Origin of the sequence: Photobacterium jeanii (assembly GCF_001650345.1) — a bacterium.
GTDB lineage: Bacteria > Pseudomonadota > Gammaproteobacteria > Enterobacterales > Vibrionaceae > Photobacterium > Photobacterium jeanii.
On sequence record NZ_LVHF01000028.1, the window covers coordinates 17,479 to 33,484 of the forward strand.

A 16,006-nucleotide genomic window follows, 5' to 3' on the forward strand; every position below is an offset into this window, starting at 1 on the left:
GTTGTGCTTGTCGTTTAATATTAAATACTCATTGTTGGAAATTTGAATGAGCATTACTCAAAATTTACCACCCAAGCAAACTGAATCAGATGAAATTGATTTAGGTAAGTTGTTTGGTATTTTAGTCGATCGCAGTTGGATGATTGTGGCGATTACCGCGATCTTTACTATTGCAGGTGTATGCTACGCGTTGTTAGCAACCCCTATTTATAAAGCGGATGCTTTACTACAAGTTGAAACCAAAAGTAACGGTATGCCTGGTTTAGGTGAGATGGGAGAGTTTTTTGCTCAAGAATCATCAGCTACAACTGAAATTGAGATTATTAAATCTCGTATGGTTTTAGGGAAAACGGTAGATAAGTTAAATTTAACGACGGTTGTTGAGCCCAAATATATTCCTGTTATAGGTAAAGGTTTGGCTCGACTTTCTGATTCAAATACATCTCTTTCAATCACTCGCTTTGATGTGCCTGATTACTTCGTGGGCAAACCGTTTAAGCTTGTTGTTATGAATGAAGAAAAAGGTTCATACTCATTACTGGATATGGAAGAGCGTGAAATTCTGACTGGTAAAGTGAATGAATTAGCTCAAAAAAGTGATATTAGAATATTTGTATCAAATTTTGTTGGTAATAGTGGAAGTGAATTTTCGGTACTTAAACGCTCACGCTTGGATGCAATTCAAGCTTTACAACAAGATTTATCAGTAACTGAACGCGGAAAACAAACTGGTATTTTACAGTTATCACTTACAGGTGAAAGTCGTAGAAAAATTGAGAGTATTCTTAATGATGTTAGCCAAAATTACTTCTTGCAAAATGTTGAACGAAACTCTGCTGAGGCTGAGAATAGTTTAGACTTTTTACGTAAGCATTTACCTGATATTAAAACTGAGTTGGTTTCAGCTGAAGATAAGTTGAATCGTTACCGTCAAGAAAACGAATCCATTGATTTAGGCCTTGAAGCAAAATCAACACTTGATGTAATGGTAAAGCTTGAAGCACAGCTAAATGAACTAACATTTAAAGAAAGTGAAATTTCACAGCGCTTTACGAAAGAGCACCCTGCATACAGTGCCTTACTTGAAAAGCGTCAAACTTTATTAGGTGAACGTGAACGGTTGAACCGCCAAGTTCAAAAGTTACCTAAGACGCAGCGTGAAATTCTGCGAATGACTCGTGATGTTGAGGTTAACCAACAAATCTATGTACAGCTACTAAATAAAGTTCAAGAGCTGAATATTGTTAAAGCGAGCACTGTTGGTAATGTACGGATCTTGGATTCAGCACAGTCATACACCAAAGCGGTAAAACCTAAAAAGTCTTTGATTGTTGTATTAGCAACTTTACTTGGTGGTATGTTAGCTGTCGCGATTGCTTTATTACGTGCCGCTTTCCATCGTGGTGTGGAAAACCCTGATGATATAGAAGCTTTAGGTCTGCCTGTATATGCAAGTGTACCTATGTCTGATTGGCAAATAGAGATTGAAAAGAAACGTGGTAATAAGAAAACGGTATTGCCTGTAGAACAAACGTTACTTGCGGTTTCTAATCCCGCTGATTTATCCATTGAAGCCTTGCGTAGTTTACGTACTAGTTTGCATTTTGCGATGATGGAAGCGAAAAATAATATCTTAATGATTTCAGGTCCGAGTCCTGGTATCGGTAAATCATTCGTATCTTCGAATATGGCGGCAGTTGTTGCTAAAGCAGGACAAAAAGTATTAGTAATTGATGCCGATATGCGTAAAGGTCGAATGGAGCAGCAATTATCAGTTGAGAATAAAGTTGGTTTGTCTGATTTTCTTTCTGGTCAAACTTCGATTGAAAATCTAATTAAGAATCCAGGAGTTGAAAATCTTAGCTTTATTAACCGCGGTAGTGTGCCACCGAATCCATCTGAATTATTGATGCATCCTCGCTTTAAAGAGTTAATGAACTGGGCATCAGAAAATTACGATATTGTTATTGTCGATACGCCACCGATTCTTGCAGTAACAGATCCTGCAATTGTTGGTGCTCATGCTGGTACAACATTACTTGTCGGGCGTTTTGGGCAAAATACAGCAAAAGAAATAGCAGTTACTAAGCAGCGCTTTGAACAAAATGGTATTGAAGTTAAAGGTTTTATCTTGAATGCTGTTGTACGTAAGGCAAGTAGTTATTATGGCGGTAACTATGGTTACTATAATTATAGTTATGAGTCAAAAAAATAACGTGAATCGATGAGTCATAATAAAAGATAGGAGCCTACATGCACTTATCTTTTGACCTTGTGAAATATATTGGAGGCTTTTCCTCTTAAGTAAGTAAAAAAGAGATTTGATGATGGTGTTGTGATATTTTGTATCAAAATCAAACAAATCCTCTTCAGTTTAAATAAATAGACTGAGAGGCATCATTCATTAAATGACAAATAAAAAACCCTCCATTGCAAAATATGTTTTTGTATTATGGAAAGTATTATTTCAAAGTAGGCTAAAATAGTGAAAATTCTAGTTACTGGAGGCGCAGGTTTTATCGGCTCAGCTGTCGTGCGTCATATTATTGAGAATACAAGAGACAGTGTTGTTAATGTGGATTGCCTTACATATGCAGGTAACTTAGAGTCACTTATCTCTGTAGAAACAAGTGAACGTTATGCATTTGAGCAAGTCAACATTTGTGACCGAGCTGCGCTTGATCGTGTTTTTGCTCAGCATCAACCTGATGCGGTCATGCATTTGGCGGCAGAAAGTCATGTGGACCGTTCTATTACGGGGCCAGCGGCGTTTATTGAAACCAATATTGTAGGTACGTACACCTTACTTGAAGCGACGCGCAATTATTGGGACCAGTTAGATGACACTGCGAAGCAAGCGTTTCGTTTCCACCACATCTCAACCGATGAGGTGTATGGTGATTTACTACATCCTGATGAAGTACTTGAAGGTACAGAGTTACCGATGTTTTTGGAGACTACTTCGTATGAGCCATCGAGCCCATATTCTGCGTCAAAAGCATCAAGTGACCATTTAGTACGCGCATGGTTAAGAACCTATGGTTTACCAACAATAGTTACCAACTGTTCTAACAACTATGGCCCTTACCATTTCCCTGAAAAACTGATCCCACTAGTCATCCTTAACGCTCTTGAAGGCAAAGATCTTCCGATTTACGGTAAAGGCGATCAGATCCGTGATTGGCTGTTTGTAGAAGATCACGCTCGCGCACTGTACAAAGTAGTAACCGAAGGTAAGGTCGGCGAGACCTACAATATCGGAGGCCACAACGAGAAGCAAAACCTCGAAGTAGTGCAAACTATTTGCTTAATTTTAGATACGTTAGTGCCCAAAGAAACGGCGTATTCACAGCAAATAACTTACGTGCAAGATCGACCAGGTCATGACAGACGCTATTCGATTGACTCAAGTAAGATGCAACGTGAGCTAGATTGGGCACCAGAAGAGACTTTTGAAACCGGGTTGAAGAAAACGGTTCAATGGTACCTGGACAACAGAGAGTGGTGCAAACATGTTCAAGATGGGAGTTATCAACGCGAGCGCTTAGGTCTCGATTCAGAAAAAATTGAGGAAAGTAAGTAATGAAAGGGATTGTTTTAGCTGGTGGGTCAGGTACACGTCTATACCCGTTAACGCGTGGTGTATCAAAGCAGCTACTGCCTATTTACGATAAGCCTATGGTGTTTTATCCAATATCAACATTAATGCTTGCAGGCATTAAAGATATTTTAATTATCACAACTCCTGAGGATAACGCTGGTTTTAAGCGTCTGTTAGGTGATGGATCTGATTTTGGTATTAACCTTGAGTATGCAGTCCAACCTAGCCCTGATGGACTTGCTCAGGCTTTCATTATTGGTGAGGATTTTATCGGTGAGGATAGTGTGTGCTTAGTTCTTGGCGACAACATCTACTACGGTCAATCTTTTAGTGAGCAGCTTAAACATGCAGGTGAGCTAACTTCGCAAGGCTTAGCAACTGTGTTTGGTTATCAAGTGAAAGACCCTGAACGTTTTGGTGTGGTTGAATTTGATAAAGACATGAAAGCTGTATCTATTGAAGAAAAGCCTGAGAACCCTAAATCAAACTATGCAGTTACTGGGCTATATTTTTACGACAACCGTGTTGTTGAAATGGCCAAGCAAGTTAAACCATCTCACCGCGGTGAGCTTGAAATCACCACACTAAATGAAATGTATTTAAATGATGGTTCACTGAATGTTGAACTATTAGGCCGTGGTTTTGCGTGGCTAGATACAGGCACGCATGAAAGCTTACATGAGGCATCTTCATTTGTACAAACTATTGAGAACGTACAAGGCTTAAAAGTAGCGTGTTTAGAAGAAATTGCATGGCGCAATGCCTGGTTAAATGACGAGCAAGTGCTAACGATAGCTGAGCCTATGATGAAAAATGAATACGGGCAATATTTAACCCGGTTAGTAAATGATAATCAGAAAAAGGCTGTGAATTAAATGCGCATATTAGTAACCGGTTGTTATGGTCAAGTTGGGTATTATCTTACTGAACAATTAGCAAAAAATGAAAATGTAAGTGTGCTAGCGCTAGATAAAGAGCACCTTGATATCACTAGTCAAAAAGCTGTACAGGCGACAGTTACTGAATTTCAACCAACAATTATTATAAATGCTGCCGCCCATACTGCTGTCGATAAAGCTGAAGAGGAAGTTGAACTATCTCATGCCATTAATTGTAATGGACCCAAATTCTTAGCACATGCGGCACAAAGTGTTAACGCAGCGATGTTGCATATCTCAACGGATTATGTCTTTGAAGGCAACAAAGAAGGCGAATATACCGAAACTGACATCACTAATCCACAAGGGGTTTATGGTGAAAGCAAATTAGCAGGTGAACGTGCAGTTGCATCTGCATGTGAAAAGCACATTATACTACGTACTGCTTGGGTGTTTGGTGAAAACGGAAATAATTTTGTCAAAACTATGTTGCGTTTAGGCGCAGAACGCGATGCACTAAGTATTGTTGGTGATCAATTTGGTGGTCCAACTTATGCAGCGGATATTGCGAGTACCCTGATAAATATAGCGCAACGTATCAATCAAGGTGAAGGGATTGAGTACGGTGTTTATCATTTTTCAGGATTACCACATGTAAGTTGGTTTGAGTTTGCGGACACGATATTTGACGTTGCTGTTGAGCAAGGCATTATCGTTAAAAAACCAAGTTTATATAGCATTACGACTGAGCAATACCCAACACCAGCGAAACGCCCAAATAATTCACGGTTAAGCACTGATAAAATCACACAGACGTTTTCTGTTGAAGCGAGTGATTGGAAAGCCGCATTAGAAAATATTAAAGCGTATACAGGATAATAAAATGAAAGTAATAGAGACTCACATTCCTGATGTGAAGATAATTGAACCTAATGTTTTTGGCGATGAGCGTGGTTTTTTTCTGGAAACCTGGAGTCAAAAGCGATTTGAAGAATTGGTAACGGGTAAACCGACACAATTCGTACAAGATAATCATTCTAAGTCAAAGAAAGGTATCCTACGTGGTCTGCATTATCAAACCGAAAACACACAAGGTAAATTAGTTCGAGTTGTTTCTGGTGAAGTGTTTGATGTTGCCGTTGATATTCGAAAAGGATCTCCGACTTTTGGTATGTGGGTGGGGGAATATTTATCGGCTGAAAATAAACGTCAGTTATGGGTACCGGAAGGCTTTGCTCACGGTTTTTATGTTACAAGTGAAGAAGCTGAGTTTGTATATAAGTGCACGGATTATTATAACCCAAGAGCAGAAGAGTCTATAATTTGGGATGATGACAAACTATCGATAAATTGGCCATTATCTGGTGATGTAATTTTATCAGATAAAGATCGGACTGGTTCTGCTTTTGATAAAGCAATATATCTATGAGACGTATAAAAAAAGAGATACTAAGCAATATAATTAGTTTTTCAGTAATTGATTTTTTAGGTCTGTTAATTCCAATTGTGACTATGCCAATATTAACTCGGGCTTTAGGTGCTGATGTGTATGGGCAATATTTATTATTTATATCAATATTGTTTTTCGGACAAACTTTAATTGATTATGGTATTCAATACGTAGGTGTTAGAGAAGTTGCAGGCTTATCAAAACGAGTAGATATAGTAAATAGCTTTGAAGAGTTGCAAGGTGTGCGATGGCTTATAGGGATATTTTATTCTACTATCTCGATCTCATATGCTTATTTATTTCTTGAGTTTAGCCAGTTTTATAATCTGATTGTGTTCGGTATACCTTATATAATTGGCTATATAATGATGACTTCTTGGTTTTATCAGGCTGTTGGTAAAACGAAAGTGCTGATGCTTGTCACTTTTGCTGCTAGAATTTCAAATTTACTTATTATCGTCCTCTTTGTAGAATCCCCTGAAGATATTAATTTGGTGTTGTTTGGTAGCACGTATCCGATACTGATTGCTGGTGGGTTATTATCCCGATATGTAATTGGAGAATATGGGGGGCGATTGTTTTCTTTCCGTAACATCAGTTATAGATTGCACTCTGGATTTAATGTGTTTGTAGGGTTACTTGCCCCTAATTTATATAATGCATTACCTGTAATTATTATGGGTAGCTTATATAACTCTAGCCAGTTTGCATTATTCGCTGTTGGGACAAGAATTTGTGGAATAATATCTGTTATTCAAGGTATTATATCTAAGTCAGTATTCCCATCTTTAGCAAGAAGCGAAGGGAGTCATGTCCCAATATTGTTACTAGTTAATCTGTGTATTTCAACTCCAATAGTTTCTTTTTTATTTTTTTTTGGAGATGAGCTGCTAGGTGTTTTTTTAGGCCCTGAGTTTTCTATTAACCCTTATCTAAATGTTTTACTTGTAGGTATGTTTTTTTTAGCAATAGCTAGCTCATTTGGTGAAGGCTTTTTATTGCCCAAAGGGTATGACTCAATTTATAGAAAAATATCACTACAGGTATCATTATCTTCGGCAGTGATAAGTGCTGTATTAATAGCAAAATACGAATTGATAGGTGGTGCATTTGGTCTTACGATCGCAAGAATGCTTTTTTCTATATATTACTTATGGGCTTACTTCAAAATTATAAATAATAAGGCTGAGTTATCTCGTGGCAAATAAATTAAAAGTTGCACATGTTCAAGTTATACCTAAGCTTTCTGGTGTACAGCAGGTATCTTTAGATATATTGTCTGGCTTGCCTGATGAAAAATTCGATAAGTATCTTATTTGTGGAAAGCTAGATTCAAATAGTTCGATCTTTGTTGATAGATTTGAAGCAAATAATGTGAAAATCATTCAGGTTGAAAGTCTAAAAAGAGAAATTAGCCGTTATGATATAAAAGCTTTTTGGGAGTTAAGAAAAATCTTCAAACAGATGAGGTTTGATATTGTACATACGAATTCAACAAAGCCAGGGGTAGTGGCAAGAATTGCAGCGAAAATATCTGGAATAAATAAAGTAATACATACTGTGCATGGGGTTTCCTTCCATGAGCATATGACTTACTCTAAGCGAATATTCTATTATGTAATAGAATTTGTTTCTTGTATTTTTGGCGATATTAATGTTCTTGTAAATCAGAACTACAGAAAATATTATCCTGTTTTTAAAAATGTAGTTATTTACAATGGTGTTGACTTTTCAAAGTTGCAAGTTAAAAAAGAAAAGAAAAGCATCATAAATGTTGCTTTCATGGCTCGACTTGATGAGCAAAAAAACCCACTCTTATTTATCGAAGCAATTAAGCTTTTGAAACTTGAGAATAAACTGGATTTATCAAAAGTTAACTTTATATTAGCTGGTGATGGCGAGTTGAAATCTCAATGTGAGAGTTTAATTAGCAAATACAATTTGAATGAAAATATAGAGATGGTTGGTTGGATTGAAGACAAGAGTAAATTTTTATCCTCAATTGATATTATCTGTCAACCTTCTAAGTGGGAGGCTTTTGGTCTAGTTTTTGTCGAAGCTGGCTTTTTTAAAATACCATGTATAGGTAGCGATGTAGAAGGAATTCCGGAAGTTATACTAGATCGTAATACCGGCTTGATTTTTAAAAGTAACGATGTGTCTGGTTTGAAAGAGGCAATGTTTGAATTAATTGATAATCAAACGTTAAGAGATAGGCTTGGGCAGAATGCCTTTGATATCTATACTGAAAAATTTAGAGTCGAAAAAATGGTTTCGGAATATTCAGCGCTATATAAAGATGGAGAATAAAAATGAAAATTGCTATAGTTGGAGCTGGCAACGCTGGTTGTGCACATGCTAGTATGTTTACGCGTCAAGGTCATGATGTTAACTTGATTAAAACATCTAACTCACTTCATGATGAAAACTTTAACGCAGTATTAGAACAGCAAGGAATTTATTATGAATATAATAATGAAGTTGGTTTTTCTAAGTTAAACCTTGTAACTCGTGACTTAGGATTAGGTTTAAGTGATGTTGATGCCGTAGTTTTAATGACACAAACGCTACAGCACGAGAAGTTGTCTAAGTTAATCCTTGATAATCTATCACCTAGTACAAAATATATTTTTGTGATTCCTGGTTATTTAGGGAGTTTATACTTCTCTAAAGCAGAAAGTGTTACTGTTATTGAGGGTGAGTCTACTCCTTATGATGCGAGAATTATTGAACCGGGCCGCGTTAGAGTTTTATTTCAAAATGTTAGGAACGCAATAGGTGTATTAAGACAATGTGATGCTGACAAGGCTTTATCTTTTTGTCAAAGTCTGGTTCCAACATATTGTAAAGTAAGATCAAACATAGTCGAGTCTGCACTACATAACCCTAATTTAGTTGTACATACGATTGGTGCAATTATGTCAGCTTCTCGTATTGAATATTCGAGTGGTGAGTTCTGGATGTATAAAGAGGCATTTACACCCGCTATTTGGAATTTGATCGAGCAATTAGATAGTGAAAAAAATCGTGTTATTTCATATTTTAAAGGCGTAGGGTCACCTTATGTTGAAGAATGTAAGTTTAGGAATGAAAGAGACTTAGAGCAAAATGCTATGGATGTGTTTAAGTCTTATGCGATGGAAGGGGGGCCTAAGGGACCTGATAGCGTAAACACAAGATATATTTATGAAGATGTTCCTATGGGGTTGGTTTTACTTGAGAGCCTTGCTAGTTATGCAAGTGTAGAAACACCTATAGCAACATCACTTATCAATATTGCGGGTTCACTTCTTGGGGTAGACTTCAGAGATTGTGGAAGAACGTTAGATAGTTTTAATATTTATTCATTAAATGAACTTGTAGGTCGGTAATATGAAGTTAGGGATTTTAATTGGTTTTAATCCTGATGATGAAAATAATTATATCAACGCATGTAAAGAACTTAATGTTGATTATACAACAATTAACTTTATTGATACAAATTGGTTGGATTTAGTCAAAAATAGTGATTGTGATGGATTTTTGGCTCGTCCGCCTTGTGTAATACAAGAAAGAAAGAGCTTGTATGACGAGCGCCTTTATTTTTTGAATAAAATAATGGGTAAAGACATATATCCTAGCTTTGATGAACTATTCATTTATGAAAATAAACGCAATATGTACTCTTGGCTTGATTTGTATGGTTATCCTCATGCGAAGACAAATGTGTTTTTCAAAAAATCACAGGCTCTTTCTTTTATAAACGAAACAAGTTACCCAATTATCACAAAGAGTAATATTGGTGCATCATCAGCGGGTGTTTCGGTTTTAAAAAATAAACGTGAAGCTAAAGCTTTTATTAATAGTGTCTTTGGTTATTTTAATAATAACTTAGTTTTAGGCAAGTCACCATTGTCGAAGCGTTTTGTTGTTCCTGTTCCTCTTATAGGCCAATCACAAAGACAGTATGCTCTTTTTCAAGAGTGGATTGAAATGTTATGGGAGTGGCGAATCATTAAAATAGGAGATTCGCTTTTCGGTTATAAAAAGCTACTTGGTTCAAACGGGTTAGCTAGTGGTAATAATTTAGATGGTTGGGCACAACCGCCTAAAAAGTTATTAGATATGGTGTCACAAATTTGTGACGATGGGAAATTTCACTCAATGGCTGTTGATATATTCGAAACTAAAAATGGCGAGTACTATGTGAATGAGCTTCAGAGTATTTTTGGCTCATATAATCCTTCGCAAATGTATATTAACGATAAACCATGCCGTTTTGTTAAAACAGGCGATGATTATGAGTTGGAAGAAGGGTTTTTCTGTCAAAATGGGTGTGCTAATCTAAGGGTTGAGCATTTTGTTAAGTTATTAAATTCAAAATAAGTAGAATGGGTACTAAAGGTACCCATATTAGAGTTATGAAGAGAGTGTTATATACGGTTCTTTCTGGTGGTTATGATGAGCTAGAGCCTATAGCTAACAAAGCTGTTGGAGTTGATTATATTGTTGTGTCTGATGATGATATTTTTGTTCCTGATGGTTGGCGTTTAATGAAAATCCCAAGAGAGAATGGCGAGAGCAGTTTAGAATATAACCGGAAATACAAAATCCTGCCACAATTACTGTTCGATGACTATGATTCTTCAATTTACATTGATGCAAACATAATAGTAAAAAATGATGTCTCCTATCTTTACTCAGAGTTAGAATCTTCTACCGAGTTTTTTTTAGCATATGAACACCCGGTGAGAAAGTCTTTATATGAAGAAGCTAATGTCTTGAAGAATGAGGGGTTTGATAATTTCTACCGTATTAATAAGCAAGTAAAGCATTACTATAAAGAAGGATATATTGATACAAACTTTTTTGAAGCTAATATTCTTATAAGAGAGCATTGTCCAAAATTATATTTGATTATGGAATGTTGGTTTTCTCATTTTAAGAATGGTGTAAGACGAGATCAATTATCTTTGGTTTATGCTTTCTGGTCTAATAATGAGCGCATCAAGTCTCTTGGAGAACACGATGCTCGGTTTGTAAATAAAACTTTTCATTATAAAACACACTCAAAGAAAACCTCGCATAAAAGAATGCTTAATAAAATTATTAATCGTGCAGCTTTATTTTCAAAGTTAGATAAATTTATTAATTATGGTTAATTATATTGTTATTCCAGTTTTTTTTTCGATGTTGGTTTTTTTATCACTTGATATCAATGCTAGAACGAAATTGATAATTAAACCTATGTTGTTAGTGTTGATTTTTTATATTTATACACTAGTTTGTTTTAGAGGTAATATCGACCGAGATTATCAAAATTACTTAAACATACATTCATATTTAACAAATGCACTAGATTATAATGTTGAATATTCATTTAAGATTATCTCAAATCTGGTTAATATGTTTTCACTTAATCCAATAGCAATTTTTATTGTCTACGGAGCAATAGGTTGTACTTTAAAGTTGATTGCTATTTATAGATATTCATCAGGAAGTAGTGTATTGTTTTGCACCGCATTTCTTGTTTATTCTTGTGGTTATTTGTTCTTACATGAAATGACACAAATTAGAATTGGAGTTGCATCTGGCTTTTTTTTAATTGCTTTGATTGAATTTGCAAATAATAACAGATTCCGTTCTTTTTTGTTAGTTGCTCTGGCATCTCTTTTTCATATGTCAGCATTACTAGGATTGGTTATTTTCTTGTACCGGGAAAATAAGATAACCCCAAAAGAACTGATTATATATACTGCTATATATCTGGGTTCATTAATCCTAGTAGTGTTTAACTTATCTTCATTAGGTCTATCTTGGCTGTCGTATGTTCCGATTGATTTTGTACAAATTAAAGTTCAGCACTATTTTAGTGATGGAGTTGAGAGAGTCATCAATGTTCTTAATATACAGTTTTTTGTCTATAGTAGTGTTTGCTTCCTAGCTCTATTTTTTTCCGATAGATTGCAAGAGATATCTCGTGTCTCGCCTATAGCCATTAGAGTTTTTTATTTATCTATTATATCAAAGCTTCTACTTTCATCTACACCAATATTGGGTTTTAGAATATCTGAATTTTTTGCAGTGACTGAAATATATTTAATACCTTTGCTTTTGTATCTTTTTCGTCCCAAATCTTTATCTGTTTTAATTCCTGTATTAATAGCATTATTATCATTTGTTAACTTTATTTATGTTCAAGAAGTTTTAAAACCGTATGAATATTTTACCTATAGTGGTACTTTATAAAACAAAAGTTATTGAATCTCAGGCTGTTGAATTTCTTGTTGGAAACAGCTTTTTTCGTGAAGTTTTTGTTTATGACAATACTCCTGATTTAAATGCAGCGCTAAGTAATTCCAAGTTGCATGATAAAGTCAACTATTATCATGATCCTTCAAACCCAGGAGTTAGTAAGGCTTATAATGTTGCAGCTAAATACGCGATTGAAAATAATTACGATTGGTTGTTAATTCTAGACCAAGATACAAAATTGGATGACAAGCTTATTAGTGCTTATCAAAGAGCTCATATTAGAAATCCTGATATAAAAATTTTCGCACCGCAATTAAAAACTGCTAAAGGCGCCCCTTGTTCACCATGTCGCATTGTGTTTAAACGTGGTTTACCTGTTCGAAATTTATTGTCCAGACGTTTGTCACTTGCGAAGTATGCACCAATAAATAGTGGTATCCTTGTAGATCTTCAAACATTCGATTCAGTATCAGGGTACAATGAAAAAGTGTTTCTAGATTTTAGTGATTTTCAGTTTATAGAACGCTTATCCCAAAAGGTCGACGAGTTTTATGTTGTTAATCATATTTTAGAACAGGATTTTTCTAATGATTCAAGTGATACTGAGATATTAAAGCAAAGATTTAAACTGTATTGCCAATGTGCAAGACTGTGTGAAAAAAAAAGTTTGAAAGAGTATTTCGAGTATGGTGTCACTACGTTGTTACGTTGTTTATCCTTAATGTATAGAACAAGAAATACTTCTTTCGTGAAGATTTTGCTGTCTGAATTTTGGAGCTTAAAGTGATTAGTGTTTGCTTAGCAACTTTCAATGGTGAAAAATACATTTTTGAACAGTTAAATTCCATTTTGGATCAAATTGGTCCTTATGATGAAGTTATCATTTCTGATGATAATTCAACAGATAGAACGATTGATATTATTCATGGTTTTAATGATTCACGAGTAAAAGTATATTTTAATAACAACGACAAAGAAAAAAGAGCATTAATTTATAATAATGTATATTATGTCAACAGGAATTTTTCTAATGCATTGGAGCATGCTTCTGGAGATATAATTTTTCTATCTGATCAGGATGATATCTGGCTTGATGGGAAAGTAAGAGCTAATATTGAAGCTCTTAAAAAAGCCGATCTTGTTGTTTCAAACTGTTTGATTTTTGATGATTTAGATAAAAATCCAAGTGAGTCCTATTTCGACATAATTAGGCCTAGCTTCAATTTCTACCGTACTATATATAAAAGTTCTTTTCATGGGTGTTGTATGGCTTTTAGAAAAGAAGTATTAGAGACTGCATTACCTTTACCAAACTCTTTTATAGGGCATGATACATGGATAGGTTTGGTAGCGTCAAAGTTTTATACTGTTTCATTCCTTTTCAAACCACTAGTAATGTATCGGCGGCATGAACTCGCTGTTACAACTTCTTCAAAAAGAAGTACTAGGCCACTCTGGAATAAATTATTATACAGAATTAATTTATTGTATTACTTTTATGTTAGGTTTTATCGTAAAGTATTGTAAAACTTATGACCATTGGTTAGATTAATATGAATATTACTATTGCTGGAACAGGCTATGTAGGCTTGTCAAATGCGATGCTGCTGGCACAGCATCATGATGTCATTGCGCTTGATATTATTAAAGAAAAAGTTGATTTGTTAAATTGTAACAAATCCCCTATTGTAGATGTCGAAATTGAAGATTTTTTAGCTAATAAATCATTGAGTTTCACCGCAACTCTTGATAAAGATGTTGCCTATAAAGATGCTGATTATGTAGTTATTGCAACGCCAACGGATTATGATGTTAATACTAATTACTTTAATACATCTTCTGTCGAAGATGTAATTAAAGACGTTATGCTTATTAACCCTGATGCTGTTATGGTTGTTAAGTCAACAGTTCCTGTTGGTTATACTGCACGTATTAAGAAAGAGCTTGGGTGTGATAATATTATTTTCTCACCAGAGTTTCTTCGTGAAGGCAGAGCTCTTTACGATAACCTAAACCCATCTCGTATAATTGTTGGCGAACGTAGTGAACGTGCTGAGGTCTTTGCTAACTTGTTAGTTGAAGGGGCGGATAAAAAGGATATCGAAGTTCTTTTTACCGATTCAACAGAAGCAGAAGCTGTTAAGCTATTCTCAAACACTTATTTAGCAATGCGTGTAGCGTATTTTAATGAATTGGACTCATACGCTGAATCACATGGTTTGAATGCTCGTCAAATTATTGAAGGTGTTGGTTTAGACCCTCGTATCGGTAGTCATTACAACAACCCGTCTTTTGGCTATGGTGGTTATTGTTTACCAAAAGATACTAAACAACTTCGTGCCAACTATGCTGATGTTCCGAACAGTATTATTGGAGCGATTGTTGATGCAAATACAACTCGCAAAGATTTTATTGCTGATAGTATTATCAAGAGAAGCCCTAAACGTGTAGGTGTTTATCGCTTAATTATGAAATCTGGGTCTGATAATTTCCGAGCATCTTCAATTCAAGGGATTATGAAACGCATTAAGGCGAAGGGTATCGAGGTTGTTGTATACGAACCTGTACTTATGGAAAATGAGTTTTTTAACTCAAAAGTCGTCAAAGATTTAGCTGAGTTTAAAGAAAGTTGTGATGTTATTGTTTCCAATCGTATGGCTGAAGAGTTGGCTGATGTAGCGGATAAGGTGTACACTCGCGATCTATTTGGTTCTGATTAAATAATCTACTTGGTTGGCTGAGCAGGTGCGATAACACCTGCTTTTATTAGACAATATTTTTATGGCTATCGATTTATTTTTTGTTTTTTTCTCTTCGTTTACCGCGCTTTTTCTTTTACGTAAGTTCGCAAAAACGGTTGGTTTAGTTGATAAACCTAATGAAAGGAAGCTTCATAACGGCGCTATTCCGCTAGTAGGTGGTTTAGCAATTTGTATTACACTCGCTCAGTTTTTGTATTACAACGAAGAGGTGTTACTTCATTCTCAGTTGTATATGTTTTGTATCTGTGTTCTGACTTTTGTTGGTGCTCTAGACGATAAATATGATGTGAGTTTTAAGTTACGTCTTGTGATTCAAGGTGGCTTGTCAATCGCAATGATTTACTATGCTGGTTTAGAACTACACTCGCTTGGAAATCTATTTGGTGCTGGTAACCTGGATCTAGGCCCGCTAGGCTATGTTATTACTGTCTTTGCTGTTATCGGCGCAATCAATGCGTTCAATATGGTTGATGGTATTGATGGGCTGCTTGGTGGTTTATCCATTGTAACTTTCGGCGCTCTTGGCATGATGCTGACGATTGATGGTCAACCGGATTTGGCTTACTTTTGTATCATTATTATTGTAGCTATTGTGCCTTATATTCTGCTTAACCTTGGTTTTTTTGGTAAGAAGAAAAAAGTCTTCATGGGGGATGCTGGCAGCATGCTAATTGGCTTTACTGTCATTTGGATGCTGTTAGTTGCTAGCCAAAATGGTACAAAACCGCCGCTTCGCCCTGTAACTGCTTTGTGGTTTATCGCTGTGCCTTTGATGGATATGGCTGCGATTATGATCCGTCGTATTCGTCGAGGTGATTCGCCATTTAAGCCTGATCGTGAGCATTTACACCACATCTTCCAACGTCTTGGCTTAAATTCAACGCAAACCTTAATTGCCATCTGTTGCATTGCTATTATGTATTCGGCAGTCGGTATTTTTGGCGAAGTGTATGATGTTGCGGAGTACATCATGTTCTGGGCATTTATTGCATGCTTCTGTGTGTACTCAGTGTTGCTTTCCTATGTTTGGCGAATTACAGCGTTTTTGAGAAAAAAAGCGAACTTGTAGGCAGTTAAGCTA

At 35.7% G+C, this 16,006-nt stretch carries 15 protein-coding genes; all 15 read left to right on the forward strand.

Annotated features, from left to right (window positions below; all coding sequences use genetic code 11):
• Positions 1 to 46 precede the first annotated feature (46 nt).
• The 15 genes from A3K86_RS13165 (at position 47) to wecA (ending at position 15,994) form a co-directional block, all read left to right on the forward strand.
• Complete coding sequence (locus A3K86_RS13165) at positions 47 to 2,215, forward strand: polysaccharide biosynthesis tyrosine autokinase (RefSeq protein ID WP_068331699.1); 2,169 nt, start codon at positions 47 to 49, stop codon at positions 2,213 to 2,215.
• 270 nt (positions 2,216 to 2,485) lie between these two features.
• Entirely contained in the window at positions 2,486 to 3,583 is a 1,098-nt protein-coding gene (rfbB, locus tag A3K86_RS13170) for a dTDP-glucose 4,6-dehydratase (RefSeq protein WP_068331702.1), read from the forward strand.
• The gene (gene rfbA / locus A3K86_RS13175; RefSeq protein ID WP_068331704.1) at positions 3,583 to 4,476 is read left to right on the forward strand and encodes a glucose-1-phosphate thymidylyltransferase RfbA; all 894 of its coding nucleotides are present in this window, start codon (positions 3,583 to 3,585) and stop codon (positions 4,474 to 4,476) included. The genes rfbB and rfbA overlap by 1 nt, the downstream gene beginning before the upstream one ends.
• A complete protein-coding gene (rfbD, locus tag A3K86_RS13180) occupies positions 4,477 to 5,358 on the forward strand; it encodes a dTDP-4-dehydrorhamnose reductase (protein WP_068331706.1) in 882 nt (293 codons plus the stop codon).
• 4 nt (positions 5,359 to 5,362) lie between these two features.
• Positions 5,363 to 5,908, forward strand: coding sequence for a dTDP-4-dehydrorhamnose 3,5-epimerase (rfbC, locus tag A3K86_RS13185; RefSeq protein ID WP_068331709.1), 546 nt, complete (start codon positions 5,363 to 5,365; stop codon positions 5,906 to 5,908).
• Entirely contained in the window at positions 5,905 to 7,137 is a 1,233-nt protein-coding gene (locus A3K86_RS13190; RefSeq protein ID WP_068331712.1) for an oligosaccharide flippase family protein, read from the forward strand. The genes rfbC and A3K86_RS13190 overlap by 4 nt, the downstream gene beginning before the upstream one ends.
• The gene (locus A3K86_RS13195) at positions 7,127 to 8,239 is read left to right on the forward strand and encodes a glycosyltransferase family 4 protein (RefSeq protein WP_068331714.1); all 1,113 of its coding nucleotides are present in this window, start codon (positions 7,127 to 7,129) and stop codon (positions 8,237 to 8,239) included. The genes A3K86_RS13190 and A3K86_RS13195 overlap by 11 nt, the downstream gene beginning before the upstream one ends.
• A 2-nt stretch (positions 8,240 to 8,241) precedes the next feature.
• Positions 8,242 to 9,300 carry an NAD/NADP octopine/nopaline dehydrogenase family protein gene (locus A3K86_RS13200; protein ID WP_068331721.1) on the forward strand — a complete coding sequence of 353 codons (1,059 nt, stop codon included), beginning with the start codon at positions 8,242 to 8,244 and terminating at the stop codon, positions 9,298 to 9,300.
• 1 nt (position 9,301) lies between these two features.
• The gene (locus A3K86_RS13205) at positions 9,302 to 10,294 is read left to right on the forward strand and encodes an ATP-grasp domain-containing protein (RefSeq protein WP_068331724.1); all 993 of its coding nucleotides are present in this window, start codon (positions 9,302 to 9,304) and stop codon (positions 10,292 to 10,294) included.
• 5 nt (positions 10,295 to 10,299) lie between these two features.
• On the forward strand, positions 10,300 to 11,070 hold the full coding sequence (locus tag A3K86_RS13210) for a glycosyltransferase domain-containing protein (RefSeq protein WP_084406602.1): 771 nt from the start codon (positions 10,300 to 10,302) through the stop codon (positions 11,068 to 11,070).
• A gap of 85 nt (positions 11,071 to 11,155) precedes the next feature.
• Positions 11,156 to 12,157 carry an EpsG family protein gene (locus A3K86_RS13215; protein ID WP_232322004.1) on the forward strand — a complete coding sequence of 334 codons (1,002 nt, stop codon included), beginning with the start codon at positions 11,156 to 11,158 and terminating at the stop codon, positions 12,155 to 12,157.
• Entirely contained in the window at positions 12,126 to 12,950 is an 825-nt protein-coding gene (locus A3K86_RS13220; RefSeq protein ID WP_068331733.1) for a glycosyltransferase family protein, read from the forward strand. Before A3K86_RS13215 ends, A3K86_RS13220 begins: the two co-directional genes overlap by 32 nt.
• Positions 12,947 to 13,690: a glycosyltransferase gene (locus tag A3K86_RS13225; protein ID WP_068331736.1), complete on the forward strand. Its 744-nt coding sequence runs from the start codon at positions 12,947 to 12,949 to the stop codon at positions 13,688 to 13,690. Before A3K86_RS13220 ends, A3K86_RS13225 begins: the two co-directional genes overlap by 4 nt.
• A gap of 26 nt (positions 13,691 to 13,716) precedes the next feature.
• Positions 13,717 to 14,883: a nucleotide sugar dehydrogenase gene (locus A3K86_RS13230; protein ID WP_068331738.1), complete on the forward strand. Its 1,167-nt coding sequence runs from the start codon at positions 13,717 to 13,719 to the stop codon at positions 14,881 to 14,883.
• A gap of 61 nt (positions 14,884 to 14,944) precedes the next feature.
• A complete protein-coding gene (gene wecA / locus A3K86_RS13235; RefSeq protein ID WP_068331744.1) occupies positions 14,945 to 15,994 on the forward strand; it encodes a UDP-N-acetylglucosamine--undecaprenyl-phosphate N-acetylglucosaminephosphotransferase in 1,050 nt (349 codons plus the stop codon).
• Positions 15,995 to 16,006 lie beyond the last annotated feature (12 nt).

Excerpts from the sequence above, each read along its gene's own strand:
- rfbA (WP_068331704.1), top strand. The coding sequence starts at position 3,583 with ATGAAAGGGATTGTTTTAGCTGGTGGGTCAGGTACACGTCTATACCCG.
- A3K86_RS13220 (WP_068331733.1), top strand. The coding sequence starts at position 12,126 with ATGAATATTTTACCTATAGTGGTACTTTATAAAACAAAAGTTATTGAA.
- A3K86_RS13210 (WP_084406602.1), top strand. The coding sequence starts at position 10,300 with ATGGGTACTAAAGGTACCCATATTAGAGTTATGAAGAGAGTGTTATAT.
- rfbC (WP_068331709.1), top strand. The coding sequence starts at position 5,363 with ATGAAAGTAATAGAGACTCACATTCCTGATGTGAAGATAATTGAACCT.
- A3K86_RS13200 (WP_068331721.1), top strand. The coding sequence starts at position 8,242 with ATGAAAATTGCTATAGTTGGAGCTGGCAACGCTGGTTGTGCACATGCT.
- A3K86_RS13230 (WP_068331738.1), top strand. The coding sequence starts at position 13,717 with ATGAATATTACTATTGCTGGAACAGGCTATGTAGGCTTGTCAAATGCG.
- A3K86_RS13215 (WP_232322004.1), top strand. The coding sequence starts at position 11,156 with ATGTTGTTAGTGTTGATTTTTTATATTTATACACTAGTTTGTTTTAGA.
- rfbD (WP_068331706.1), top strand. The coding sequence starts at position 4,477 with ATGCGCATATTAGTAACCGGTTGTTATGGTCAAGTTGGGTATTATCTT.
- A3K86_RS13205 (WP_068331724.1), top strand. The coding sequence starts at position 9,302 with ATGAAGTTAGGGATTTTAATTGGTTTTAATCCTGATGATGAAAATAAT.
- wecA (WP_068331744.1), top strand. The coding sequence starts at position 14,945 with ATGGCTATCGATTTATTTTTTGTTTTTTTCTCTTCGTTTACCGCGCTT.
- A3K86_RS13190 (WP_068331712.1), top strand. The coding sequence starts at position 5,905 with ATGAGACGTATAAAAAAAGAGATACTAAGCAATATAATTAGTTTTTCA.
- A3K86_RS13165 (WP_068331699.1), top strand. The coding sequence starts at position 47 with ATGAGCATTACTCAAAATTTACCACCCAAGCAAACTGAATCAGATGAA.